Source organism: Chryseobacterium sp. JV274 (assembly GCF_903969135.1).
Classification (GTDB): Bacteria; Bacteroidota; Bacteroidia; order Flavobacteriales; family Weeksellaceae; genus Chryseobacterium.
On the sequence record NZ_LR824569.1, the window covers coordinates 4,093,194 to 4,115,903 of the forward strand.

General features: G+C 36.3%; 25 protein-coding genes. 13 read left to right on the forward strand and 12 right to left on the reverse strand.

Going from position 1 to position 22,710, the window contains the following annotated elements; genetic code table 11:
* Positions 1-4 precede the first annotated feature (4 nt).
* Together CHRYMOREF3P_RS18970 and CHRYMOREF3P_RS18975 are read left to right on the forward strand one after the other, a co-directional pair.
* A complete protein-coding gene (locus tag CHRYMOREF3P_RS18970; protein WP_180565253.1) occupies positions 5-751 on the forward strand; it encodes a metallophosphoesterase family protein in 747 nt (248 codons plus the stop codon).
* A gap of 40 nt (positions 752-791) precedes the next feature.
* A complete protein-coding gene (locus tag CHRYMOREF3P_RS18975; RefSeq protein WP_077414133.1) occupies positions 792-1,688 on the forward strand; it encodes a LysR family transcriptional regulator in 897 nt (298 codons plus the stop codon).
* Here the strand turns inward: CHRYMOREF3P_RS18975 and CHRYMOREF3P_RS18980 are convergent.
* Both CHRYMOREF3P_RS18980 and CHRYMOREF3P_RS18985 read right to left on the reverse strand, forming a co-directional pair.
* The gene (locus CHRYMOREF3P_RS18980) at positions 1,665-2,132 is read right to left on the reverse strand and encodes a GNAT family N-acetyltransferase (RefSeq protein WP_077414135.1); all 468 of its coding nucleotides are present in this window, start codon (positions 2,130-2,132) and stop codon (positions 1,665-1,667) included. The two genes, CHRYMOREF3P_RS18975 and CHRYMOREF3P_RS18980, sit on opposite strands and share 24 nt — an antisense overlap.
* Positions 2,133-2,567: a GNAT family N-acetyltransferase gene (locus CHRYMOREF3P_RS18985; protein ID WP_180565254.1), complete on the reverse strand. Its 435-nt coding sequence runs from the start codon at positions 2,565-2,567 to the stop codon at positions 2,133-2,135.
* A gap of 222 nt (positions 2,568-2,789) precedes the next feature.
* On the opposite strand from CHRYMOREF3P_RS18985, the gene CHRYMOREF3P_RS18990 reads away from it, so the two are divergent.
* The 4 genes from CHRYMOREF3P_RS18990 (at position 2,790) to CHRYMOREF3P_RS19005 (ending at position 6,366) form a co-directional block, all read left to right on the forward strand.
* Positions 2,790-3,665, forward strand: coding sequence for an aldo/keto reductase (locus tag CHRYMOREF3P_RS18990; RefSeq protein ID WP_180565255.1), 876 nt, complete (start codon positions 2,790-2,792; stop codon positions 3,663-3,665).
* Between the two features lie 101 nt (positions 3,666-3,766).
* The gene (locus tag CHRYMOREF3P_RS18995) at positions 3,767-4,471 is read left to right on the forward strand and encodes a DNA alkylation repair protein (protein ID WP_180565256.1); all 705 of its coding nucleotides are present in this window, start codon (positions 3,767-3,769) and stop codon (positions 4,469-4,471) included.
* 150 nt (positions 4,472-4,621) lie between these two features.
* Positions 4,622-5,680 (forward strand): NAD(P)H-dependent flavin oxidoreductase, encoded by a 1,059-nt coding sequence (locus CHRYMOREF3P_RS19000; protein ID WP_180565257.1) that lies wholly within the window; start codon positions 4,622-4,624, stop codon positions 5,678-5,680.
* Between the two features lie 74 nt (positions 5,681-5,754).
* Positions 5,755-6,366 carry a hypothetical protein gene (locus CHRYMOREF3P_RS19005; RefSeq protein WP_077414145.1) on the forward strand — a complete coding sequence of 204 codons (612 nt, stop codon included), beginning with the start codon at positions 5,755-5,757 and terminating at the stop codon, positions 6,364-6,366.
* Between the two features lie 50 nt (positions 6,367-6,416).
* Here CHRYMOREF3P_RS19005 and CHRYMOREF3P_RS19010 read toward each other — a convergent pair whose 3' ends face one another.
* The 4 genes from CHRYMOREF3P_RS19010 to CHRYMOREF3P_RS19025 are packed head-to-tail and all read right to left on the reverse strand — an operon-like array spanning position 6,417 to position 9,678.
* On the reverse strand, positions 6,417-7,754 hold the full coding sequence (locus CHRYMOREF3P_RS19010) for a UDP-N-acetylmuramate--L-alanine ligase (RefSeq protein ID WP_180565258.1): 1,338 nt from the start codon (positions 7,752-7,754) through the stop codon (positions 6,417-6,419).
* Between the two features lie 6 nt (positions 7,755-7,760).
* Positions 7,761-8,198 carry a hypothetical protein gene (locus CHRYMOREF3P_RS19015; protein ID WP_077414268.1) on the reverse strand — a complete coding sequence of 146 codons (438 nt, stop codon included), beginning with the start codon at positions 8,196-8,198 and terminating at the stop codon, positions 7,761-7,763.
* 16 nt (positions 8,199-8,214) lie between these two features.
* A complete protein-coding gene (locus CHRYMOREF3P_RS19020) occupies positions 8,215-9,021 on the reverse strand; it encodes a lysophospholipid acyltransferase family protein (protein ID WP_047373745.1) in 807 nt (268 codons plus the stop codon).
* Positions 9,022-9,048: 27 nt separating this feature from the next.
* Positions 9,049-9,678, reverse strand: coding sequence for an NUDIX hydrolase (locus CHRYMOREF3P_RS19025; protein WP_077414149.1), 630 nt, complete (start codon positions 9,676-9,678; stop codon positions 9,049-9,051).
* Positions 9,679-10,104: 426 nt separating this feature from the next.
* Here CHRYMOREF3P_RS19025 and CHRYMOREF3P_RS19030 point away from each other — a divergent pair, with 426 nt between their 5' ends.
* The 6 genes from CHRYMOREF3P_RS19030 to CHRYMOREF3P_RS19055 all read left to right on the forward strand — a co-directional run bounded on the left by CHRYMOREF3P_RS19030 (position 10,105) and on the right by CHRYMOREF3P_RS19055 (position 15,512).
* Entirely contained in the window at positions 10,105-10,923 is an 819-nt protein-coding gene (locus CHRYMOREF3P_RS19030; RefSeq protein ID WP_077414151.1) for an RIP homotypic interaction motif-containing protein, read from the forward strand.
* Between the two features lie 115 nt (positions 10,924-11,038).
* Positions 11,039-11,437: a hypothetical protein gene (locus CHRYMOREF3P_RS19035; RefSeq protein WP_180565259.1), complete on the forward strand. Its 399-nt coding sequence runs from the start codon at positions 11,039-11,041 to the stop codon at positions 11,435-11,437.
* Between the two features lie 7 nt (positions 11,438-11,444).
* Positions 11,445-12,179: a curli production assembly/transport protein CsgE gene (locus tag CHRYMOREF3P_RS19040; RefSeq protein WP_232539065.1), complete on the forward strand. Its 735-nt coding sequence runs from the start codon at positions 11,445-11,447 to the stop codon at positions 12,177-12,179.
* An 11-nt stretch (positions 12,180-12,190) separates the two neighbouring features.
* Positions 12,191-12,601, forward strand: a complete 411-nt coding sequence (locus CHRYMOREF3P_RS19045; RefSeq protein ID WP_077414270.1) for a curli production assembly/transport component CsgF — start codon at positions 12,191-12,193, stop codon at positions 12,599-12,601.
* Between the two features lie 23 nt (positions 12,602-12,624).
* Positions 12,625-13,989 (forward strand): CsgG/HfaB family protein, encoded by a 1,365-nt coding sequence (locus CHRYMOREF3P_RS19050; protein WP_180565260.1) that lies wholly within the window; start codon positions 12,625-12,627, stop codon positions 13,987-13,989.
* An 11-nt stretch (positions 13,990-14,000) separates the two neighbouring features.
* Positions 14,001-15,512, forward strand: a complete 1,512-nt coding sequence (locus CHRYMOREF3P_RS19055; protein ID WP_180565261.1) for a carboxypeptidase-like regulatory domain-containing protein — start codon at positions 14,001-14,003, stop codon at positions 15,510-15,512.
* A 356-nt stretch (positions 15,513-15,868) separates the two neighbouring features.
* On the opposite strand, the gene CHRYMOREF3P_RS19060 is transcribed toward CHRYMOREF3P_RS19055, so the two are convergent.
* The 6 genes from CHRYMOREF3P_RS19060 to CHRYMOREF3P_RS19085 all read right to left on the reverse strand — a co-directional run bounded on the left by CHRYMOREF3P_RS19060 (position 15,869) and on the right by CHRYMOREF3P_RS19085 (position 21,991).
* Complete coding sequence (locus CHRYMOREF3P_RS19060; RefSeq protein WP_228408650.1) at positions 15,869-16,519, reverse strand: response regulator transcription factor; 651 nt, start codon at positions 16,517-16,519, stop codon at positions 15,869-15,871.
* Between the two features lie 213 nt (positions 16,520-16,732).
* Positions 16,733-17,203 carry an OsmC family protein gene (locus CHRYMOREF3P_RS19065; protein ID WP_180565262.1) on the reverse strand — a complete coding sequence of 157 codons (471 nt, stop codon included), beginning with the start codon at positions 17,201-17,203 and terminating at the stop codon, positions 16,733-16,735.
* Positions 17,204-17,277: 74 nt separating this feature from the next.
* Positions 17,278-18,708: a T9SS type A sorting domain-containing protein gene (locus tag CHRYMOREF3P_RS19070; RefSeq protein ID WP_180565263.1), complete on the reverse strand. Its 1,431-nt coding sequence runs from the start codon at positions 18,706-18,708 to the stop codon at positions 17,278-17,280.
* Positions 18,709-18,783: 75 nt separating this feature from the next.
* The gene (locus CHRYMOREF3P_RS19075; RefSeq protein ID WP_077414165.1) at positions 18,784-20,343 is read right to left on the reverse strand and encodes a ribonuclease E/G; all 1,560 of its coding nucleotides are present in this window, start codon (positions 20,341-20,343) and stop codon (positions 18,784-18,786) included.
* 366 nt (positions 20,344-20,709) lie between these two features.
* Positions 20,710-21,000 (reverse strand): HU family DNA-binding protein, encoded by a 291-nt coding sequence (locus CHRYMOREF3P_RS19080; protein ID WP_002984212.1) that lies wholly within the window; start codon positions 20,998-21,000, stop codon positions 20,710-20,712.
* 319 nt (positions 21,001-21,319) lie between these two features.
* The gene (locus CHRYMOREF3P_RS19085) at positions 21,320-21,991 is read right to left on the reverse strand and encodes a response regulator transcription factor (protein ID WP_077414167.1); all 672 of its coding nucleotides are present in this window, start codon (positions 21,989-21,991) and stop codon (positions 21,320-21,322) included.
* 179 nt (positions 21,992-22,170) lie between these two features.
* On the opposite strand from CHRYMOREF3P_RS19085, the gene tssO reads away from it, so the two are divergent.
* Positions 22,171-22,707, forward strand: a complete 537-nt coding sequence (gene tssO / locus CHRYMOREF3P_RS19090; RefSeq protein WP_077414169.1) for a type VI secretion system TssO — start codon at positions 22,171-22,173, stop codon at positions 22,705-22,707.
* Positions 22,708-22,710: the final 3 nt, after the last annotated feature.

The following is a 22,710-nucleotide window of genomic DNA, read 5'->3' on the forward strand; positions in this document are numbered from 1 at the left end:
GACAATGATACAGATAGCGGTTTTTAGTGATGTGCATGGAAATCTTCCTGCCCTGGAAGTAGTGTTGAAAGATATTGAGCAGAGAGGAATCAGGCAGAAGTTATGCTTAGGAGATCTGGTGGATTTTGCACCCTGGGGAAATGAAGTGATAGAAAAAATAAGAAACCTGAACATTCCCTGCCTGATGGGAAATCATGATGAAAGAATTGCTTTTGATATTCCTGTTGTTCCTTTGTCCAAGCATTCGGAAGAAGAGACGAATGCCAGATTCATAGCAATCGATCATTCTAAAAAACATATTACAGAAGAGAATAAAACGTTTTTATCAGAGCTGCCTTTTCATTTAAAATTAAATTATAAAGTAGGGGAAAAGCATTGGAATATTCAATTGGTTCATTCCAGTCTTGAAAGTAATGATACTTATCTTTATGAATCAGAAAATGATGAGGTTTTTGAGAATATGCTAAAAGATTCCCGAGCTGATATTGTGGTGATGGGACATACCCATTTATCATTTAAAAAACAGTTTGAAAATAATACCTGGGCTGTTAATTGTGGCTCTGTAGGACGTTCTAAAGAAGAAAACAGACTGGCTTCCTATTTGGTGCTGACTTTAGACGAAGAAAAAATCACCCCTGAAATTGTACAATTACCATATCCGATTGATGAAACAGTCCGTCAGATATGGGAAAGCGGGATTCCTGATTATTATGCCTCATTTCTGAAGAATGAAAATGTATTAATATTATAATTATTTTGTAAATTTGCATCAGAATATTAATAAATAAATCATGGTCAATTTAGAATGGTATCGTACTTTTAAGGCGATATATAAAACCGGGACATTGACGGGTGCTGCTGATGCTTTATTCATATCACAGCCGGGAGTGAGTCTGCATTTAAGCTCATTGGAAGCTTATGTAGGATACAAACTATTCGACAGGACCGGTAGAAAAATGATTCCTACAGAACGCGGGAAAGTATTGTTTAATGCCGTTGCTGAACCTATTACCAAACTGGAAGATGTAGAAAAAAACTTCCAGAAATCTACAGAAAAACATACCCCTACCATTAGTGTGGGAATGTGTTTTGAAACGTTTCAGACTACTTTGGAACAGTATGTTTCTTCATTGCCTTTTAATCTGATTATCAGTTTTGGAGAATATCCGGAAATGCTGGATCAGCTGGACAAAGGAATTCTTGATCTTATCATTACGCCGAAAAAAGGATCTTCACCCAATATCGAGCATGAAGCATTTTCTTCCGAGCAGATCGTTCTTGTAGGAGGGAAAGATGTGGATAAAGCTGCTTTCAATAAAATGTTAAAAACAAAAGATGCAGAGCAGATTGAAGGATGGCTGAAGAATGAAAAATGGTACGGAACCACCGGAGATATGGAACACCTTTTCCAGTTCTGGATATTGAATTTTGGTCATAAACCCAATTTCCGTCCCAATTATATTGTTCCCAATATGAATTCCATCATCCGTTGTCTGAAAGGAGGAACAGGATTAGCTGTTGTTCCCGATTTTCTATGCAGAAGCGATATCGAAAGCGGTGAAGTTCAGTTAATCTGGGAAGGAAAGAAGAAATTTGAAAATACATTGTACTTCGGATGCCGTAAGAAAACCAATTATCAAACTGAAATTGAACATATTAAAGGTTTATTCCGTAAGGTGATGAACTAGTAAAATCATATCTTTCATCTGTAAACCGTTTTCATAAATAGGATCTGGATAATTTTTAATAAAGAAATCTTTCAGAACTCCATTTTTGATGAATCCGTTTTTCTCATAAAATCTGATCTGTTGGAAACCGGTATCCGATGTTCCGACAGTCAGTGTTTTATAATGATTTTCTTTTGCAATTTCTTTTGCTTTATCCATCAGGATTCCTCCGATGCCCTTACTTCGGCAACTTTCAGTCACTGCGACGTTTTTAATTTCCAGTTCACTATTGCTCTTCTTGTACAGTGCCATCACAGCAATATTTTCAGTACCATTATTCAGAAGATAGATGTCAGAATTGAAAATATATTGATTGATCGCCTCCTTGGTTTCATCTGCCAGCAGCAAGAGATGATAAGGAATTTCCGAATCAGAATTTAATAGATTAAAAGTAAAATCTTCCATTTACAGACTCATATGAATAAGTGGATAGTCTTTTCCTGAACCGTCTTTCTCAGATCTTCCGATTTTTTTGAAACCCATTTTTTCATAAAACCCGATGGCTTGAAGATTTTGTTCATTCACATCCACTTTGGTCAATCCGGTTTTCTCTTTCATGAATTGATAAAGCGTTTTTCCGTAGCCTTTTCCACGCGTGTCATTATGAATAAAAAGCATTTCGAGGTTGCCTTCTGCTACAGAGGCAAATCCTTTAGCTTCATTATCTTCAGTGATTAAATAAACTTCCAGGTTAGGAAGATAATCTCTTGGAATGGCTTCTTTAAAATAATTGAAATCTTTTTCAGCAAGAAAATCGTGAGTTGCTTTTACAGCCGATTCCCAGATTTCCATAATTCTTGGATAATCTTCTGCAGCAGCCAGTCTGATATTTTGTGACATGATTTTTTAAATTTAAACAAAAATAAAGAAAATAGTGTTGGAATGCCAGCTGGACCGTAAATTAGAAACCAGAAATCAGAAAAAAAAATCAGTAACTGAAAGCTGGAATTACCTCATTACATAGCCATTTTTTAATAGAAACAGTAAAATTGGTAGGTGGGATTTTCAAAATTTTGTTGCAAATTTGTTTATCACTTTATATTAATAATTAAATAAAGACTTATGCAAAAGAAAACCTATACAGGACAGCCTGTGGTAACCTTAAATAACGGAGTGGATATTCCTGCTTTAGGCTTTGGAGTATGGCAGATGGAAGACCTGAAAGAATGTGAGAATGCAGTAATAAAAGCTATTCAGAGCGGATATAGAATGATTGATACGGCTGCTATTTATCAGAATGAAACGGCTGTAGGTGCCGGGGTAAAAAATAGCGGAGTAGGCAGAGAAGCATTATTTATCACATCAAAAGTATGGGTTCAGGATCATGGGTATGAAAAAGCTAAAAGTGCTTTTCAGAGAACATTAGACAGACTGCAGATGGATTATCTTGATATGTACCTTATCCACTGGCCTTATGGAGACTTTTTAGGAACCTGGAAAGCTTTGGAAGAATTATACAAGGAAGGAAAGATCAAAGCTATAGGAGTATGTAATTTTACGATTGAGAAACTGGAAGAATTAAAAGCCAATTCAACCGTGTTGCCGGTAATCAACCAAATTGAACTGCACCCGGTATTCCAGCAAAAAGAATTGCAGGTATATGACAGAGAAAATAATATCATAACACAGCCATGGAGTCCGCTTGGAAATGGGAATGCCCAGCTTTTAAGTAATCCTGATCTGAAAGCAATTGCTGAAAAATATGGTAAAACCGTAGCTCAGGTAATTCTGAGATGGCATCTTCAGGAAGGATTTGTAGTGATTCCAAAATCTGTGACACCATCAAGAATTGAAGAAAACTTTAATGTATTTGATTTTGAACTTACAGAAGATGAAATGAATGTTGTCCGTTCTCTGGATACAGGGAAAAGATTATTCTTTGATCCTAAAGATCCTGAATGGGAGCAAAAAATGCTGAATTCCGTAGCGGATATTTAATCTTCAGATTGACAAATGAATAATTCCCGCAGGTTTCATGAACACAGATCAGGAATCTGAGTTATTGTGAAACCTGCGGGATTTTAAATGAATAATAACCCATGACTGCACAGGAATTCATACAAACACTCTCGTTATTCAGGAATGAAAAAGAACTCGATAAAGTAGAGAAGTTTTTCAAAGGAAATGATGGGATTACAAAGAGTTTCGGAGTGAAATTCGGAGATGTCTTTACTATGGCTAAAGAGTTTTCTGCTATGCCTTTGGATGAGGTCAATAAACTCCTTGACAGCGATTTTTATGAAGTAAGAATGGGGGCAGTGAGTATCATGGATTTCCAGGCCAGAAATAAAAAAACGACTGAAGATCAGAAAAAAGACCTTTTTGATCTGTACCTGAATCGCCATGACCGTTTGAATAACTGGGATTTTGTAGACAGGGCGGCCAGAAATATTATTGGAGAATATCTTTTTGACAAGCCTAGAGATATCTTGTATAAGCTTGCTTGTTCCGACAGTCCGTGGGAAAGGAGAACAGCCATTGTAAGCACTCATGCGTTTATCAGGAAAAATGATGTAAAAGATACTTTTGCCCTTGCAGAAATCCTTATTCATGATCCTAATGAACTGGTGAATAAAGCAGTAGGAAGCTGGATCAGAGAGGCTGGAAAAAAAGACCAGGAGAAACTACATGATTTTCTCACTACTTATGCTAAAACAATGTCTGCTGTTACATTTTCTTACGCTACAGAAAAGCTTGATCCAGTATCAAAATTACACTATAAAGGACTGAGGAAAGCAAAATAAATTTTGCCTTGCACAATGTGCAATAGACGTTTTTCAATAACCCTAACCCTTAAACTTTAAACGTTGAACTTTAAATTCACTGAGGAATATCATGGTATTGAATGACTTTCATTGTCACTTTCTTCGTAAATTTTAATAAAAATAATTCTTATGTTTTGGCCGGATACAATCAGTAGAAAACTAGGGATACAATACCCTGTAATTCAGGCTCCGATGTTTGGAGTAAGTACGGTACAGATGGTGGCAGCTGCTGCAAAAGCAGGTTGTCTGGGATCACTGGCGCTGGCAGATCTTTCTGCGGATCAGTCTGTTGAATTGATCAGGGAAACGAAAAAACTGACTGATAAACTTTTTGCAGCCAATATATTTGTACATCACATTCCTGAAGTGACCGACGCTTTAAAAGAAAAGTTTATCAAAACGAAGCAGTTCCTTGAGCAGCTGGCGAAACAAAATAATATTGAGGTAGAACTTCCGGAACTTGAGACGATCAGTATACATCCTTATCATGAGCAGGTGGATATCATCATCGAAGAAAATTGTAAGATCTTGAGTTTTACATTCGGAAATCTGGATGATCAGAGTATTCAGAAATTAAAAGAAAACGAAATTACCCTTATCGGAACCTGTACTTCTGTGAATGAAGCTTTGCAGCTTGAAAAATCAGGTATTGATATCATCTGTGTTCAGGGAATAGAGGCGGGAGGCCACAGGGGAAGTTTTGAGGCGGAGCACATTCCGCAGATCGGAGGTTTATCTTTGCTGTCACAGGTGTATGATCATGTAAATGTTCCTTTGATCTATGCAGGGGGAATCTATGGAGCAAGAACACTACAGGCTGTTAAAGATTTAGGAGCTCAGGGATTCCAGGTTGGAAATCTTCTGCTGGCTTCTCAGGAAAGTGCTTTGCAGCCTTTTGAAAAAGAAAGACTGAAAAAAGTACGGGAAGAAGAGATTGTTTTAACAAAAAGCTTTTCCGGAAGATATGCCAGAGGAGTGAAAAATCAGTTTATAGAAACGGTTGAAAATTCAGAATATATTTTACCATATCCTTATCAGAACAAGCTGACCAATGCACTGCGTAAAGCTGCAAAATCTTTGCAAAATCCGGAATTTGTTGGAATCTGGGTTGGACAGTCTATTCATCAGTATAGTGAACTTTCCACAGAAGAAATTTTGAGAAATCTGATCACAGAATGTGAAAGATAGATCAATATGTTTTCAATTTGCTGTTAATTTTCTATTTTCGTGAAATATAAAAACTAAAATCAGCGAAAATAAAAATGAAATTTTCAGAAGGAATTCAAAAATCACTCCCGTTCGGATACTTATTTCTTGTTGTAATGGGAATACTTAAAGAGAGTGTCTTCTACTATCAGATAGGCATTAATATTCTGAAATATTCAACAATAATGGATATTTTAATAAGTCCGATTGCTACCTTAACTGCTCATCCAGTAATACTGATTGCCCTGCTTGTTATCGTTGTATCTTCATTTGCCTTTCCGTCCTATTTATCAAAGCAAAGTAATAAGAATAAAAAATGGGCACTGAAAATGGCTTCTCTTAAAGAACATGAAAATATGAGTAAAGAGGCTATTGAGAATCATTTTACCAATATGTTTGTAAGATTTCTGGCCATGATGTTATTGTCTTTCTTTGTAGGAATAGGCATGGGAGAAGGGATGACATTAACGAAAAGAATAAAGGAGAACAGACTTAAATATGATTATAAATTAAACTATAGTGATGATAGTTCTGATCTGGTTCATCTGATAGGATCAAACAGTATGTATTATATCTATCTGGCAAAAGGAAACAAAACGATAAAAATTTCACCGGTAGGATCTATCAAAAGTATTGAGCTGGTCAACAACAAAAGATTGAATAACTAGAAATAATGCTTAATAAAAAAGCTTCAGATCATATGCTGAAGCTTTTTTATTTATTTTGTTAAATCAAGACCGCCAAAATTTCCGGAACTCATCATTAAATAAACACCATCCGTTTTATCCAATGTATTCCAATAGGCATGAAGATCTTCAGCATTCGTGAAAACCTTTAAATTTTCATTCTTGAATTTTTCTTTGATAAATTCTGGAGATATAGGCTCCATTCTCTTGATCTTCAAAGCATCTTCAGAGTAGAAAACGATGGCTTCATTCAAGCCGTCCATTGCATGATCATACTGCTCAAGGAAGGCCGGATTTAAGCTGGAATAAGTGTGAAGCTCCAGAAATCCATATTTCTTATCATTTTTGAATTGCTCCGTAAATGCTTTTACAGCTGCCTTCACCTTGCTTGGTGCATGAGCGAAATCTTTATAAAGTATTCCTTTATCTTCTCTTTCTACTTTTTCAAGACGTTTGGATGCTCCTTTGAAGCTCATAATAGCCTCATAGAAGTCTTCATCCATAATACCAAGCTGTCGGCAGATATGTCTTGCTCCTTCCATATTCAACAGGTTGTGGGCTCCAAAAACAGAAAGCGGAACATCTCCCATTTCAGTTTTTAAATACACTTTACCATTATTGATTTCATATTCAGGAGTGTTGTAAGGGATTTTTCTGAAATAGTTTTCTGCATTTTCCACTACTTTCACTACTTCCGGATCCTCTTCATTGTATACCAGAACTCCACCTGGTGTAATGCTTGCTACAAACTTTCTGAACTGATCAATATAATCATCAAATGTTTTGAAAACATTGATATGATCCCATGCAATGCCACTCATCAAAGCGATATTCGGCTGATACAGTAAAAATTTAGAACGAAGGTCGATAGGAGAAGAAAGGTATTCATCACCTTCCAGAACCATGAAATCATTATCCTGAGTCAGTTTTACCATACAGTCGAAACCTTCAAGCTGAGCGCCTACCATGAAATCCACATCTTTCTGGTGGAAATTCAAAACATGAAGGATCATTGAAGTAATGGTTGTTTTACCATGTGATCCGGCAATGACAACTCTTGTTTTATTTTTTGACTGTTCGTAAAGGAATTCAGGATAAGAATATATTTTCAGACCCAGTTCTTTTGCTCTTGCCAGCTCAGGATTATCCTGGTGGGCATGCATCCCAAGAATAACAGCATCAATATCCGGAGTGATCTTTTCCGGGAACCATCCCATTTCCTGAGGCAGAATTCCTTTCTTTTCCAGGCGGGATTTTGAAGGCTCAAAAATAGCATCATCAGAACCTGTCACCTGATATCCTTTGTCTTTTAATGCAATCGCAAGATTATGCATGGCGCTTCCGCCAATGGCAATGAAGTGGGTTTTCAATTGTATTTACTGTTTTTTAACATTAGTATTAATGATCTGCTGGAAAACTTCAAGAATGTTGTTCCAGTTGGTCTGGTAATTCGGAATAATCATGCTGGCATCCGATTTACTCCCTTCATTTGGACCTTTCTTGATGTTGATGGAAGTTGAAATATTATCGTACAGTTTTTTGCGGTCTTCCTGTATTCTTCTGAAATTGTTCTGAGAAAGAACCTGATCCAGTTTTTTTAAATCTTCATCAGAAATTTTAAAATCCTGTTTATATTTTTTACCCTGCCCTTCAAAAGAGTAGTGTACATTATTCCCTTTTATAAGCATGTTTTCATATACAGGAGCATAGCCTCCACTTTTCGAATAGCTGATATCAAAATCCGAATATACCTTCTGGCTGTTGCATGAAACTAATACTATGATTGCAAATAAGATTCCAAGTATTTTGTTCATAATTTTTGTCATTACTTTAATTATTTGAGTCCTTTTGTTCTAATTTTTTAGCTTTAAGTTCTTCATCATAACTGTGTAATAAGTTGAAATCTTCTGTCTGCTCAATGGCAGTCATGATTTTCAATAAAATTTCCGGTGCTTTTTCATTATCATAATCAATATCCAAAGGAGCTTTGAATTCCATCGTAGGTTTTACACCGGTTACCTTTACGCGGAGTCCTTTTTTATCAAAAGCTCTTCTGAATCCGTTTATTTTGATTGGAATTACAATAGGACGCTGATTTTTCACCAATTTGGCAGTTCCTCTTCGTCCCTGTGCAAAAGCGGAAGTAGTTCCTTGAGGGAAAGTCGCTACCCAGCCATTGTCCAATGCTTTCATAATGTTGTCTACCTCACTCATATCTACCATTCTGTTGACATTTTTCCCTTCAGCTCTCCATGTTCTTTTTACTGTTACAGCACCCGCAATTTTGAAAATTTTGGGAAGAATACCTTTATTCATGGTTTCCTCTGCTGCTACATAGTAAAAATCGATCTTAGGGTTCAATAGGTAGATCGGGTTTTTTATCGTGTTTAAATATCCGTTATTTACAGCACAGAAAGCATGGTACATTGCTGCCACATCTGCAAAATAGGTCTGATGGTTGGATACAAAAAGTACGTTAGAATCCGGAAGATCCACAAGGTGTTCTGTTCCGGTTATCTTTAACTTATTAAAGCCGTTGAATCTTCTGTATGATACAACTCCTAAAATAAAAATAATAAACCTTTTCAAAAAATAAGGTGTTCCGAATGCATCGGTGAAAATATTTTTCTTCGCCATCTCTCAATTAAACACGGTAGTGCAAAGTTACATTTTTTTCAGCAACTGGCTGAATTCACTTAATATCATCGCTGTAGCACCCCAGATAATGTATCCGTTGAAATTGATAACAGGAACCTCATATCCGTTTGCATTAGGCAGTGCCATGATTTCGGGGGTACCAGACAGGTTTAGAAAGGAAGTGATGGGAAATTCTATGGTTTCCACAGCTTCCGTCTGCTGAAGAACGAAGGCGGGATTCTTTTTAGTATAAGAAATATAGGGATATACATAAAAATTGCTCGGTGGAATATAAATAGGAGACATTTCTCTGATGATCCTTACATAATGTTTGTCTATTCCAATTTCTTCGGAAGTTTCCCGAACTGCAGTTTCCGCAAAATCTCTGTCCATCTCCTCACGCTTTCCTCCAGGCAGTGAAATCTGCCCGCTGTGTCTGTCGTGTTCGTTAATCGTTCTTTGAATCAATGGAAAATACCATTCATTGTCTTTCAGATACAGAAGGATGTTGACCGCGGCAAATTTGGGATTCTTTGCCAATACTTCATCATAAGTAAAAACGGGGCGGGAGGGAGGTGAGAAAACTCCATGGGCGTGTTCACCAGGAAGCTCTACACTTTTTATTTTTCGTAATAAATCTTTTCCAAAATTTTCCATACCTCAAATTTAACAATATATCTTGAAGAAATAAGGGCCTTAACATTAATTAACCTATGTTGTATTAGAATGAAAAGATGAGTAATTGTGAATTTTGCTTCACCAATGAAAGGTGAATTATTGTGGGGTGGTAAAGATTTTAACACCCGGCACTGTGAAGTTTTACTACTCATGATGAATTTTGAAAAATGAGTGAAAATCGTGGCCGTAGAAAATTTAATATTCACCACTGAATGAGCTGCTTACAGTTGTTGAAATAACTCCCGTATTTTTCCGTAACTGAAAACAATGACACCCGTACAACGGCAAATAGTGACCCTTACAACTATAAACAGTGACTTTTGAAATTTACACTTTGATGGTGGTTTTTCATCTTGGCTCAGAGGCTACCTTTGCCTTACTATTAACCAATTAATTTTTACTAAGATGAAAAATTTACTTACAGGTGTATTTACACTATTCGCCATGAGTTTCGGATTTGCACAATTCAATATTGATGTAACTACCCAAACAGGAAACTTAAATGTTGCTACTGTGGATCAGACTGGTCTTTTGAACATCAACTCTTTGACACAGACAGGGAATCGTAATACTGCAGACATTGATCAGGTAGGTATTTTGAACGTTAATACTGCACAAAGTATAGGAAACAGAAACTCAATAGATGTAGATCAGGTGGGTATTGGAAACTCAAATGAAGTAATGCAGATGGGAAACAGAAACTCTGCTTCAACATGGCAGCTTGGAGTTCTTAACTCTACAGAACAAACTCAGATAGGAAGAAGAAATGATGCTTCTTCGGTACAGGTAGGATTAGGGAACTCTGTCGTTCAATATCAGGACGGAAGAAGAAATGATGCTTCAGCTATTCAGTTAGGTAGCGGTAATGAAGCTTATCAGGTTCAGCTGGGAAGAAGAAATGATGCCAGCGGACTTCAGGTAGGAGCCAACAATATCCTTGTTCAATATCAGGATGGTAATGATAACAGTGCTACTCACGTACAAGCAGGAACAGGTAATATTGCCGCTTCAGTTCAGGTAGGAGATGATAATACCTCTGCTGGATTACAGATCGGTAATGCCAACCAGCTTTATCAGTTCCAGGTAGGAGATTCCAACACAGCTATTGACCTTCAGATGGGTAATGGTAACTTCACCTGGGTAGCTCAGAGTGGTGATGGCCATATTCATGTAGGAACTCAGATGGGTAACGGAAACTCAATGATTGTGAATCAATCCAATTAAGCCCTATAACATATACTGTAAATCTTAGAAATTGTAAAGGAGAAACTACAGGGTTTCTCCTTTTTTACCTCCGGTTTTCTTCGGTTTTCGTCAGTATCTTTAATACATAGAGGCCATGTTTACTTTAAGATGGAGTGTTTTTGCTCTTTTCATATTATTGCCATTACAGGCACAGGAAATAGACTGGGATAAGATCAACAGCAATACAATCTTTAATCTTATAGCCAGGCAGCAGATTGATCAGATTTCATACGGTACTAATATCATTCAGATGGGTGATTATAACAATGCCGAGCTTTCTCTTAATGCCAGAACTAATATTGTTGTAAAACAACTGGGAGACTTTAATACACTTTATTTTATCAATTCATTTACAGATAAAGAATCTAAAGCTGCCATTACTGCACAAGGAAACAATAATATTATTGATGTCACGGGAAGCAACAGTATTTCGGATGGAGTTCAGATCAATGTAAAGGGAGACAATAAAACAGTTTTCATGAGAAACTATTAAAATACAAATGATGAAACTTTTATATTCCCTTAGCCTGAGCACATTTTTTAGCTTCCTGTCTGTATGGACTTATGGGCAGGAAGATAAAAAAATAAATGCAAGAATAGAGAGCAGCCTCCTTGAAAATCAGATTATACTGAAAGCAATTGTAATGAACAATACCACCGTTTATAAGGAATTGAATTACCTTTTAGTTTCTATTAAAAAAGGAAATGGCGGGAACTTTTCAAACAATCAGCAGAGTGGTAAATTTTCTGTGAATCCCAATGAAGTTAAAATATTATCGGAAATCAGTGTCAATCTTGAATCAAAAGATGCCTTGAAAGCCTTCCTTTATATCAGGGATGAAGAAACACAAAAGCTGGTCGCCAAAGACAGTCTGGAGCTTAACGGTGATCTTTTTAAAAAGAAAACAGCAAAGGTAGAAGAAGATGCTGCTTATGAGCTGAGAGGATTGACCATTGATGAAACCAAAACCAAGGTTGGAAAAGATTTTTATGATCTTTTTTATATGCAATACAGTCAGCTTCCGGATAAAAGTAGCAGTGCTATTACGATTACAGAACTTCCCCTTCGCGGAACAAGCGGCCAGATTAATATTCGGATTGAGGATAAGATTATTTACAGTTTTATGACCAATCCTGCAGAAGATTATTTAAAAGAGCAGCTGGTCTACAGCTTAAAATATATCAAAGAATTTAACGCTAAGAAAAACCTTATTAAAAATGAATTTATCTACTAAAAATGTCCGCCATGAAAACCTTTATCATTATTTTGACCTTTATTGCAGGTATTTTCTACGGAAAATCTCAGCAGCTCGTCTACAAACCGGTCAATCCGGCTTTTGGAGGAGACACGTTTAATTATCAGTGGCTTTTAAGCTCTGCCAATGCACAAAACCAATTTGACGAAAAAAATGATTTCAGCGATCTGCTGGATCGTGTAAATTCTCTTGACAGCTTTACCCAGAGTCTCAACAGACAGATTCTCAGTGAGCTTTCAAGAAAACTGTTTGATGAACAGTTTGGTGATGGAAATATAAAGCCCGGAAATTATCTTTTCGGATCGCTTTACTTACAGATTACCAATACTAATCAGGGACTTTTAATCAATATTTTGGATACCAGTAATGGCGATCAGTCCGAGATCGTAATTCCGAAATAGGAATAACTAAAAATAAACTTACCATGACAACCTACACTTACACCAGAATCTTTTTCTGTAGTTTCCTGCTATGCATTCTGCAGGCTTGTAGCTCAATATTTGGTTTACCTTCGGATCCCGAAAAACCAACAATGGGTGAGGTTACTTCCTCTACCGCAGAACTGAAAAACCTTCCCCTTCCCAAAGAAAAAATTGTAATTGGGGTCTACAAATTCCGGGACCAGACCGGCCAGTATAAACCTTCCGAAAACGGAAACAACTGGAGCACGGCAGTCCCTCAGGGAACCACCACCATTCTTATCAAAGCACTGGAAGACAGCCATTGGTTTATCCCTATTGAAAGGGAAAATATTGCCAATCTTCTCAATGAAAGACAAATCATCCGTTCCACACGACAGGAATATATAAAGGATGCAGATAAAAACAGTCAGGCACTTCCTCCTCTTTTATATGCCGGAATTCTTCTTGAAGGGGGCGTAATCTCCTATGACAGCAATATTCTCACCGGAGGGCTTGGAGCGAGGTATTTCGGAATCGGTGCTTCCACACAATACCGCCAGGACAGAATTACTATTTACCTTCGTGCTGTCTCTACTCTTAATGGAGAAATTCTTAAAACAGTTTATACCTCTAAAACCATTCTTTCAACCAACGTCAACGGAAGTTTTTTCAGATATATTGATACGGAAAGACTCCTTGAAGCTGAGGTAGGACTCACCCAGAATGAGCCCGTTCAGCTTGCTGTGACAGAGGCTATTGAAAAAGCTGTAAAATCTCTTATTGTAGAAGGAATAAGAGATAAAATCTGGGGGAAAGCAGTGGATCCCAATGGAGGATACCAGACTTTAATCAATGAATATAACAGAGAGCAGGAGCAAAATGACGGAAGAGCAGTAGGCGGCAAATATCCGGAGAACTACAGACAGAAAGTTTCTGTATTTGCCAATGTTGAAGGGCAGAAAGTGAAAGATGATTATGTAGGCCCTAAAATGAATGTTGGAGGTAAAATAGGATTCAAATATTTCCTTACTCCCTACCTGAATATAGAATTGAATGGCAGTTATTTTACGCTGGAAAATTCAAATATTGTGAAAAGAAACTATTTCGGTCCCGAAGTGAATCTGGAATATGTGCTTTTTCCTAAATACAGATTCAGCCCATACATTTACGGTGGAGCCGGAGCTATGTATTCAAAATATAAACCTCAATATAAAACACAGTTCGGAGGAGGGCTGGAATATATGATCAGCCGGAATGTTTCACTGAGAGCTTCGGCTCAATATGACCTGGGATTCAAAGATGACTGGGAAGGCCTTGTGAATGGGAAAAGGAAAGATCAGGCTTTACGCTTTGGTATAGGAATCAATTTTTACTTCGGAAACAAATAAAAACACGAATTATGAAAACTTTAATTAAAATACTCAGCATATTCATCTTTGCTTTTTGTCTGTTTTCATGCAATGAAGACCTTGTAGAACAGGCTCAAACAGGAACACTAAAAGGAAAAGTTGTAAAAAGAGGCAGTAATGTGCCGCTTTCCAATGTGAAGATTTTTACCAATCCTACAACACAGACGGTTTTCACTGGTACAGACGGCTCTTTTGAAATCGCAGGCATGCCGGTAGGCAATTATTCTGTAAAAGCAGAGCTTTCGGGATATATTACCAGCTTTCAGTCTGTCAATATACAGAATCAAAATCAAGTGGTAACAGCAGTTTTTGAGATGGATGATGATACATCATTGAATTCTCCTCCCGCTACACCACAGTTGCTAAGTCCGATAGATAACGCAGTAAATCAACCTTTGAGCGTCGAATTAACCTGGAGCGCAACAGATCCGGATACAGCGGATGTTTTAAAATACAGTTTGGCAATTAAAAATAATCTTGACACTAATGTGATTCAGGTTAATGATTTGACAGCGAATCATTATACGCTTTCAAATCTGAAGTTTGGTGTAAGTTACTTCTGGCAGGTGTCTGTTTCGGACGGCATTCACCAGCCAGTTTTAAGCTCTATCAGTAAATTTACTACCAATACGGTACCGGCCAACAGGTATCATTATACCCAAAAACAGAATGGGAATTTTGTGATCATCTCCAGTGATGATCAGGGAAGTAATTTCCAGTTTACCAATTCTTCCTACAACAGCTGGCGGCCACGTAAGAACAACAATGCAGGTCTCATTGCTTTCCTTCGTACAGAAGGCGGAAGTACTCATATTTATACAGCCAATCCTGACGGTTCCAATCCTTTTAAAGTAACAACAGTAGCTGTAGCAGGTTTTAATAATTATGAAATGGATTTTGCATGGAGTACAAACGGTAAGGAGCTTATTTATTCTAATTTCAACAAACTGTACAGGATCAATAAAGACGGCAGCGGTCTGAGTCTGGTGTATACCACTCCTGACGGAAGTATGATATCCGAATGCGACTGGAGTTATGATGGTAGTAAAATAGCTTTGAAAACCAACGATTATAACGGCTATAATACCAAAGTTTATGTTATAGATATGACGGGAACTGTTCTTAAAACTGTATTGTCCGGTTCCCCGGGAGCCAGTGGTGGACTGAATTTCTCCGTAGACGGACAGCTTCTTCTCTTTACCCGTGATGTCTCAGGATATCTGGACGGAAGTGGAAATTACCGACAGCTGGATTCACATATTTTCATCTATAATCTTGTCACAGATGTTATAAGTGATATTTCTGCTGAAAGCGAAAAAGTGATGGGAACCAATGATCTTGACCCAAGATTCTCACCGAATAATGCACAGATCATTTTTATGAATACTTCCAATGATAATATTTCGCAAAGAAATGTAATGGCCATTGATCTTAACAGCAGTATGACGGATCTTACCCGAACAGCGCTTTTCAGCAACGGGGAGATGCCGGATTATGAATAAGCTTCAAGGTTTTTAAATTCAAAGTTTAATCTTGTTTCGCTACTTTTTATGATTCAATGATTGGTTTTGCAAAACAAATTAACTCATGATATTAAAAGTCCAGGGTTTTAAAGTTTAAAGTTCCAAGTTGTGAGCCAGAGATTAGAGATTTGGGTTGTTTGCACATAAATAATAAGTTAAAGTTATATAAGCTTTTTCATAGCTCAATTTCTGATCTCTATGTCTCACTTCTGGTTTTACAATGAATAAGGATTAATAATAAGTTACGCCCTGATTCTAGAATAAAAATGGATTAGGCATAAAAAAATTCCAGACTGTAAAGTTTGGAATTTTTTTGAGTTTTTCATGGGAGAATTTCAGTCGATAATATGATTCTCAATAGCATATTTTACAATTCCGACTGAGTTTTTCGCATTCAGTTTCAAAAGAATTCTTTTTCGGTGTGTTTCTACCGTATTGATACTGATAAAAAGTTTTTCAGAGATATCTTTACTGCTGCATCCGTCGCAGATCAGTTTCAGGATTTCCATTTCACGGCGGGTGAGGGGTTCTTTGATGTGGGGATTTTGTTTTCCCTGCTCACTGCTGATGAAATTCATCATTTTTTCCTTTGCATGATCACAGATATAGATCTCATTGAGGAGTAAAACATTAATGGATTTCAGGAACTCATCATAAGTGCAGTTCTTGTCCAGATAACCTTTGATGCCTTTGTTGAAAAGCTTCCGCATATCTATCACGTCATAAGAGCTTCCTATGACAATGATTTTGGTGTTTTTATGTTCAGAAATAATGTTTTCTACCAACTTGCAGATTTCTGTAAGCATGAGCATGTTGGAACTCATGACAAGCATTTCCGATGGCTCTTTTTTTAAGTGTTTGGAGAGGGTTTCTAAAGAATTACAAATGTCAATTGTGCTAAAAATTTTGCTTTGTGTAAGCAGTCTTGATAATCCCTCGGTATAAAGCATGGGCTCATCAAAAATGGTCAATTTTGGTTTCATCATGGTTTGTTTTGTTTATATAAAAATATGAAAAAAACTTTATATTTTAAACAAAATTGATAAATAATTTTAATTTATGTTGTTTTTATTAGTGGTTAAATGTTGTTTTTATTAATTATTTAATAAATAATTCTCTTTTTGTGGAGTTTTTTAGAGTTATTACTGTTAAAACGTATTGTTTATCGTTGTTTTTAAAGTTTGTTTTCAAATGTGGTATCATATAACTAACGTGGTAGGGATATGCTTTACCGGAAAATTAACCGAGTTGGCAATGAAACAATATTCATTGGCTTTATGATGAAGCTGTTCTGCTTTTTCCTTCATAGATTCTTCTGCAACGGTTACTGCAGGATGTAAGGTTACTTCTGTAAAATATCCGCTTCCGTTGGCTGTTTCTGCCATTATACCTGTTGCTTCATCGGTGTAATCTGTCACAATAATGCCAGCCTCGGAACAGAAATGAAGATACCACAACATATGGCAGGAAGAAAGTGAGGATAGAAGCATCTCTTCCGGATTATGTTTTGTTCTGTCACCACGGAAAGCAGGATCTGATGAACCCTCGATAATAATTTTGTTTTCTGCAGAAATAGTATGGCTTCTTTCGTAATCTCTATATCCACTGGTTCCGGTTCCCTGATTGCCTGTCCATTGGACGGTGATTTTGTAACGATGATGTTTTTCCATTTTGAATTGAAATAAAAAAAGTATCTGCTAAAATTAAGCAAATACTTTTTTTAAAAATAAAATATGAATTTTTATTAATTTTTGATGAGCTTTCTACTGGTCGTATTACCATTCTCGAAAGTTACCTTTGCGGTATAGATCCCTTTGGATAAGTCTGAAACAGAAGAGTGAGAGTCTTTTATTGTTTTTATTACCTGCCCGCCAACGGAGAAAATTTCTATTTTAGTCACTCTATCCTTTGATGTGAAGATGAGGTTTTGGCTTACGGGGTTTTCAATGGCAACTGCAGAAGAAGATTTGCCCGGATTAGTGGTTGCCAATGTCATACTATTAAGAAGGTATTTTACGATATAGCCGCTTCCGTTAGCAATGATATTGTTGTCGTTAATGATCATATCTCCAACTGTTGTCAGGTTTGGGTCTGTTTCCACAAAATAATTGAAAACAGGATCTATTTGTCCGTTTTGAGCAATTTTTGAAATGAAAAATTCACCTCCGTTCTGGGCATAATTCATTCCTCCGATGTAGTAGTAGCCATTTTTTTCAACGATACTCAAAATATCATTCAAAGAGGAAAAGGAAGAATTGAAATTAGCTGTAAATGATGGGTCAAAAGTTCCGTTTGCATTAATTTTGTTAAGACTTCCGGCTGCGTTCGGATCAAAGCTTGAAAAAATAATATTGTTATTGCTGTCAAGGATTGCAGATTGTATATATCCTGGATTGAAAGTTAGATTGACAATACCTGTGTTTCCAAAACCTGTAATAAGCTGTCCATCTGCGTTGTATTTTGCCACAGCACCCACATATGCCGAACCTGTAGGATCTGCCTTGTTGTATCCAAAACCGATAATATTGGATTGGTTGTCTAAAGCGACTAAGTTAAAGTTTGAAAAATTATTGATAAAGCCATTCATTCCAAATGTGGTATCCAGGCTTCCGTTTTCATTCAGTCTGCATATAATCCCTGTAGGATCTTGTAAGGGAATAATTGTTTTCTGTCCGTAAACGATTATTTTGTTATTCTGAAGGACAAGTCCGTATCCCCGAACATTCAGATCAGGATTGATATCAGCAATTTTTGCGATTCCGTTAACGCCAAAGGTATTGTCTAATTGTCCGTTTGGAAGTATTCTGATAACCACTGAGTAGTTGATATTTGCATCAGACGTAAATGCTTGAATTAAAAGTTTGCCATCCTGCTGCATTTTCAGCTGACTGTCATAGGAAGTGTAAGGTAGTTGAATTTCACCGCTGTTTCCGAAAGTGGTATCAATTGTACCAGTGGCGGTTAGCTTTGATAAAAAAGAGGGTGAGGGAGTCATTCCATTATTCTTGGTATAAGTAAAATAAATGTTTCCGTCTGAATTTTGAACCATTTTAGACCAGGCATCATAGTTGGGGGTAGAATAGATACCATTTGAAGCAAAAAGATTGTCTTTAGACACAATCTGGGCAGAGATATTCTGAATCACCAGAATAGCCAGTAATAAAATTTTTTTCATTATTTGTTTGAGTTTTTATGTCTGACAAAAGTAATAAAAAAAACCTCCGGTAAAAACCAGAGGTTGAATTTTGTCTTAATTAGAGAATTCTATTAATTCTTCTTTTTTAGCATTGTAGATTTTGTATTCTAAATATTTAAAAGAATCTCTTGGAACGATGGTTACCCATTTTTTGTATTTGATAAACCATTTCATCTGGATACTTTTAATGCCTTTTGTAAGGTAGGCTTCCACAAACGGGTGTACATGCAGATAGATTTTTCCTTTTTCTTTCTGCAGGATGTTTCTTAAGGTTTCACCCATTCTTTCAACGATAACAATAGGAGCTACAATTTCTCCGTCTTTGTTCGGGTTTTCTTCTTTGGTGTCGATCTGCTTTTCCGGACGGTTTCTTTGTCTGGTGATCTGGATCAGACCAAATTTACTAGGAGGAAGGATTTTGTGGCGTGCTTTGTCGCGCTTCATTTCCTCTTTCAGATGCTCGTAAAGATCTCTTCTGTGATCAGAATTTGGCATGTCTATGAAATCAATAACGATGATACCTCCCATATCGCGGAGGCGAAGTTGTCTTGCGATTTCAGTAGCGGCCATTTTGTTCACTTTCAGTGCATGTTCTTTATTGACAGCGGCTCCGGTAGTAATATTGTTGCCGGAGTTGACGTCAACGACGTGAAGTGCTTCTGTGTGTTCAATAACAAGATAGGCTCCTTTGGAACTTGGAATGTTAACGTGTTTTCCGAAGCTCTGTTTAAGCTGTTTTTCAACATTGTAATATTCCAGAAGAGGAATATGGGAATCATAAAACTGGACAATATTTTTCTTTTCAGGGGCAATTACTTCTACATAATTTGTCATTTCGCTTACCATTTGCTCATCATCGCAGATGATATTTACGAAATCCTGATTAAAATTGTCTCTTAAAATAGCTGAAGCTTTGTCTTCTTCGCTTAAAACTTTGGATGGAACTTTATTTTTCTGGATGTTTTTAAAAGTGCTTTCCCATTTCTGAACCAGCTGGTTCATATCATTATGAAGATCCGCTACTTTTTTTCCTTCGGCTACTGTTCTGATGATAACTCCGAAACCTTCAGGTTTGATACTGTCGATAAGGGTTCTCAGTCTTTCCTTTTCTTCAAAACTTCTGATCTTTTTAGAAATAGAAACTTTATTGTCGAAAGGGATCAGAACCAGAAAGCGTCCTGTCAGAGAGATTTGGGTAGAGATTCTTGGGCCTTTTGTAGAAATTGGCTCCTTAGTGATTTGCAGAAGAACTATATCGTCTTTGACGATCACTTTATCTACCGTTCCATTTTTGTCTATTTCGGGTTGTATCTCGAAATTCTTTAAGCTTGAAGTGCTTTGTTTTTTAGAAATAGTATCTTTTAAAAACTTTTTGTATGTAAGATACTGAGGCCCCAGATCCTGATAGTGCAGAAATGCATCCTTGTCATATCCGATATTGACGAATGCTGCATTCAGATTGGGTGCCAGTTTTTTTACTTTTCCTATAAACAGATCTCCAACTATAAAATCGCTTTTGTCCTCTTGCTCATGAAGTTCACATAGTCTTCCGTCTTCCAGTAATGCAATCTTTGTAAGATCATCTTCATGCGAAACTATTAGTTCTTTCTTCATTTTTTAATAAGATAAAATTGTTAAGATTATAGGAAGTGGATGTTTTCTAGATTAATTCATCTATTAAATATAAGGATTTTGAATGAAAACCATTATATGTTTATTAAAATAATATTTGAAACCATCTGCTTTCCGCGGAATCTTATAGTTGCAAACAAAAATATAGTTAGTGAACTTTAAGAATTTAAATCCACCAACTATATTATTATATTGTAAATCTCGAGAAGAGGAGATTATTTTTTCTTATGTCTGTTTGCTCTTCTTCTTTTCTTTCTTTTGTGAGTCGCAACCTTGTGTCTTTTTCTTTTCTTTCCGCTTGGCATAATTTTAATTTTTTAGTAACTAGTTAATATTCAGTTAATGTTCTTATTTTACTGCAACTTTAGTTTTTACTTTCTCAACAAAAGATTTTGAAGGTTTGAAAGCAGGAATGTTATGAGCAGGAATCTCAATTGCAGTGTTTTTAGAAATATTTCTTCCTGTTTTAGCAGCTCTTGTTTTAATGATAAAAGATCCAAAACCTCTTAGATAAACATTATCCCCATTATACATAGAAGTTCTGATCTCCTGCATAAAAGCTTCTACAACTTTCTGTGTTTCATTCTTTTCTGTTCCCAACTTATTTGAGATGGTGTTTACCAATTCTGCCTTTGTCATTTCCTTATTTTAATTTTAAATTTTAGGTGTGCAAATTTAGTTAAAAAAATTGAATACTAGCAAATTAGTGGCAAAATATTTTTATTCAAATCGTTGAGCTTTTAATGTATATGCTATATTAAGGCAGGATTGTAACAATTTAACAATAAAATAATCTAGCGGGATAAAGGTACAAAAAAAATAATGAACAAAATTTAATAAATGCCGGCAGCAAAAGGTTCTGCAGGGTTTTCTTACTTTATATTAAGTATTTGTGAACCCTCCTCAGTCTCCACCAGATATCCGGAATTTTAAATTTTAAATTTGAAATCAGAATTTTTTATAAACTGGAATTGTAATATCCGTTTTCTACGCAGAAACGTATAAGATGAAGCTTGGTTTTCAGTCCCAGTTTTTCTGTAAGCCGGTTGATATAAGTGTCAATAGTTCTTGTGCTTAGGTTAAGTTTTTCTGCAATTTCTTTATTGCTGAATCCCTCATAGCAGAATCTCATCAACTGTATTTCAGCCGGAGAAAGCTCTTCCTGGCCCTTTTTCTGCCTGTCCATGTATTCCTGTACGGCAAGGGGCTGCTGCTCCCATTCCTTGGAATAGGTTTGATAATCAAAGTCTTCAGTAGCAATACTTCCTTTAATAATATCCTTTATAATGGTGCTTTTTTTCTGACAATAATAGATATTAGGGATTTTTGAAAGAATTTCAGCCATATCTTCCTGGTAAGTACCGGAATAGGTGATAATAGGAGTTTCTGTGTTGTTTTTTCGGATGTATTTAATGGCTTCAATTCCGCTTAATACGGGCATAAATAGCTCAATGATGAACACATCCTCCTGTCTTCTGTAGATTCTGTTTACCAGCTCGTGCCCATTGTTACAGTCATTCAGAAGCATATAGAAAGGATTCTCCATGAGTGTTTTGATCATTATTTTTTTAAAATAAAAATCACTGTCAGCAATAGAAAAACGTACGGTATTAGATAATATTTTACTCATTCTTAATATCGATTTGGCGAATGATATTTAAAATTTAGAGGTCTAATTTATGAAAAACTTATCAAAGTGAAAATTAATATTAATTTAATCAGGGTTTTCACGAAACAGGTCTGGGGAAACTACGTATTGTGCATGAATTTTTTTTTTTATATTTTCACAGGCCAAACAAATCGCAAATTATGTCTTCTAACAGGGAAAAAAAATTAAACAAATCTGACGTAAGAATAGGCATTTGGAAGTTTATTCTGTCTTTTGTTGTTTTGTCAGTTGTAACTTTTACGTGTTTATTTCTCTTCTTTAAGAGTTATGATATACAACGTGAGGGGATCAGCCGGGATGCTGAAGCCTATAAAGAACTGATGCTTCGAAGTGACGTTCTGAAAGATCACATTGATGATATTTATGACAAAATGAACCAGCTTAGTATTAATAAGGTGGAGAATGAGGTATTCCTTAGAACCAGTATTATGGATAACGTGAGAGATGCCAAAAATATTATGGGCAAAGACAGTGCGCAGAGCTTTAAGCATTATGCTATACTGATGAAGCAGATTGTGCCTATGATGACCTTAAAGGCCAAGATCATTGAGGTAGAGTATAAGAAAAAAACAGTTCTAAGGGATCTGGATGAATGTATGGGTAAAATAAAAGTAACCAATAACGAGCTTAGAAAAGACCCTACAAGAAATTTCACAGGAAGTAAAAGAAGAAGATAAAAA

Bases quoted from the DNA above. Each gene is read 5' to 3' on its own strand.
- CHRYMOREF3P_RS18970 (WP_180565253.1), top strand. From the start codon at position 5: ATGATACAGATAGCGGTTTTTAGTGATGTGCATGGAAATCTTCCTGCC.
- CHRYMOREF3P_RS18975 (WP_077414133.1), top strand. From the start codon at position 792: ATGGTCAATTTAGAATGGTATCGTACTTTTAAGGCGATATATAAAACC.
- CHRYMOREF3P_RS18980 (WP_077414135.1), bottom strand. From the start codon at position 2,132: ATGGAAGATTTTACTTTTAATCTATTAAATTCTGATTCGGAAATTCCT.
- CHRYMOREF3P_RS18985 (WP_180565254.1), bottom strand. From the start codon at position 2,567: ATGTCACAAAATATCAGACTGGCTGCTGCAGAAGATTATCCAAGAATT.
- CHRYMOREF3P_RS18990 (WP_180565255.1), top strand. From the start codon at position 2,790: ATGCAAAAGAAAACCTATACAGGACAGCCTGTGGTAACCTTAAATAAC.
- CHRYMOREF3P_RS18995 (WP_180565256.1), top strand. From the start codon at position 3,767: ATGACTGCACAGGAATTCATACAAACACTCTCGTTATTCAGGAATGAA.
- CHRYMOREF3P_RS19000 (WP_180565257.1), top strand. From the start codon at position 4,622: ATGTTTTGGCCGGATACAATCAGTAGAAAACTAGGGATACAATACCCT.
- CHRYMOREF3P_RS19005 (WP_077414145.1), top strand. From the start codon at position 5,755: ATGAAATTTTCAGAAGGAATTCAAAAATCACTCCCGTTCGGATACTTA.
- CHRYMOREF3P_RS19015 (WP_077414268.1), bottom strand. From the start codon at position 8,198: ATGAACAAAATACTTGGAATCTTATTTGCAATCATAGTATTAGTTTCA.
- CHRYMOREF3P_RS19020 (WP_047373745.1), bottom strand. From the start codon at position 9,021: ATGGCGAAGAAAAATATTTTCACCGATGCATTCGGAACACCTTATTTT.
- CHRYMOREF3P_RS19025 (WP_077414149.1), bottom strand. From the start codon at position 9,678: ATGGAAAATTTTGGAAAAGATTTATTACGAAAAATAAAAAGTGTAGAG.
- CHRYMOREF3P_RS19030 (WP_077414151.1), top strand. From the start codon at position 10,105: ATGAAAAATTTACTTACAGGTGTATTTACACTATTCGCCATGAGTTTC.
- CHRYMOREF3P_RS19035 (WP_180565259.1), top strand. From the start codon at position 11,039: ATGTTTACTTTAAGATGGAGTGTTTTTGCTCTTTTCATATTATTGCCA.
- CHRYMOREF3P_RS19040 (WP_232539065.1), top strand. From the start codon at position 11,445: ATGATGAAACTTTTATATTCCCTTAGCCTGAGCACATTTTTTAGCTTC.
- CHRYMOREF3P_RS19045 (WP_077414270.1), top strand. From the start codon at position 12,191: ATGAAAACCTTTATCATTATTTTGACCTTTATTGCAGGTATTTTCTAC.
- CHRYMOREF3P_RS19050 (WP_180565260.1), top strand. From the start codon at position 12,625: ATGACAACCTACACTTACACCAGAATCTTTTTCTGTAGTTTCCTGCTA.
- CHRYMOREF3P_RS19055 (WP_180565261.1), top strand. From the start codon at position 14,001: ATGAAAACTTTAATTAAAATACTCAGCATATTCATCTTTGCTTTTTGT.
- CHRYMOREF3P_RS19060 (WP_228408650.1), bottom strand. From the start codon at position 16,519: ATGATGAAACCAAAATTGACCATTTTTGATGAGCCCATGCTTTATACC.
- CHRYMOREF3P_RS19065 (WP_180565262.1), bottom strand. From the start codon at position 17,203: ATGGAAAAACATCATCGTTACAAAATCACCGTCCAATGGACAGGCAAT.
- CHRYMOREF3P_RS19070 (WP_180565263.1), bottom strand. From the start codon at position 18,708: ATGAAAAAAATTTTATTACTGGCTATTCTGGTGATTCAGAATATCTCT.
- CHRYMOREF3P_RS19075 (WP_077414165.1), bottom strand. From the start codon at position 20,343: ATGAAGAAAGAACTAATAGTTTCGCATGAAGATGATCTTACAAAGATT.
- CHRYMOREF3P_RS19080 (WP_002984212.1), bottom strand. From the start codon at position 21,000: ATGACAAAGGCAGAATTGGTAAACACCATCTCAAATAAGTTGGGAACA.
- CHRYMOREF3P_RS19085 (WP_077414167.1), bottom strand. From the start codon at position 21,991: ATGAGTAAAATATTATCTAATACCGTACGTTTTTCTATTGCTGACAGT.
- tssO (WP_077414169.1), top strand. From the start codon at position 22,171: ATGTCTTCTAACAGGGAAAAAAAATTAAACAAATCTGACGTAAGAATA.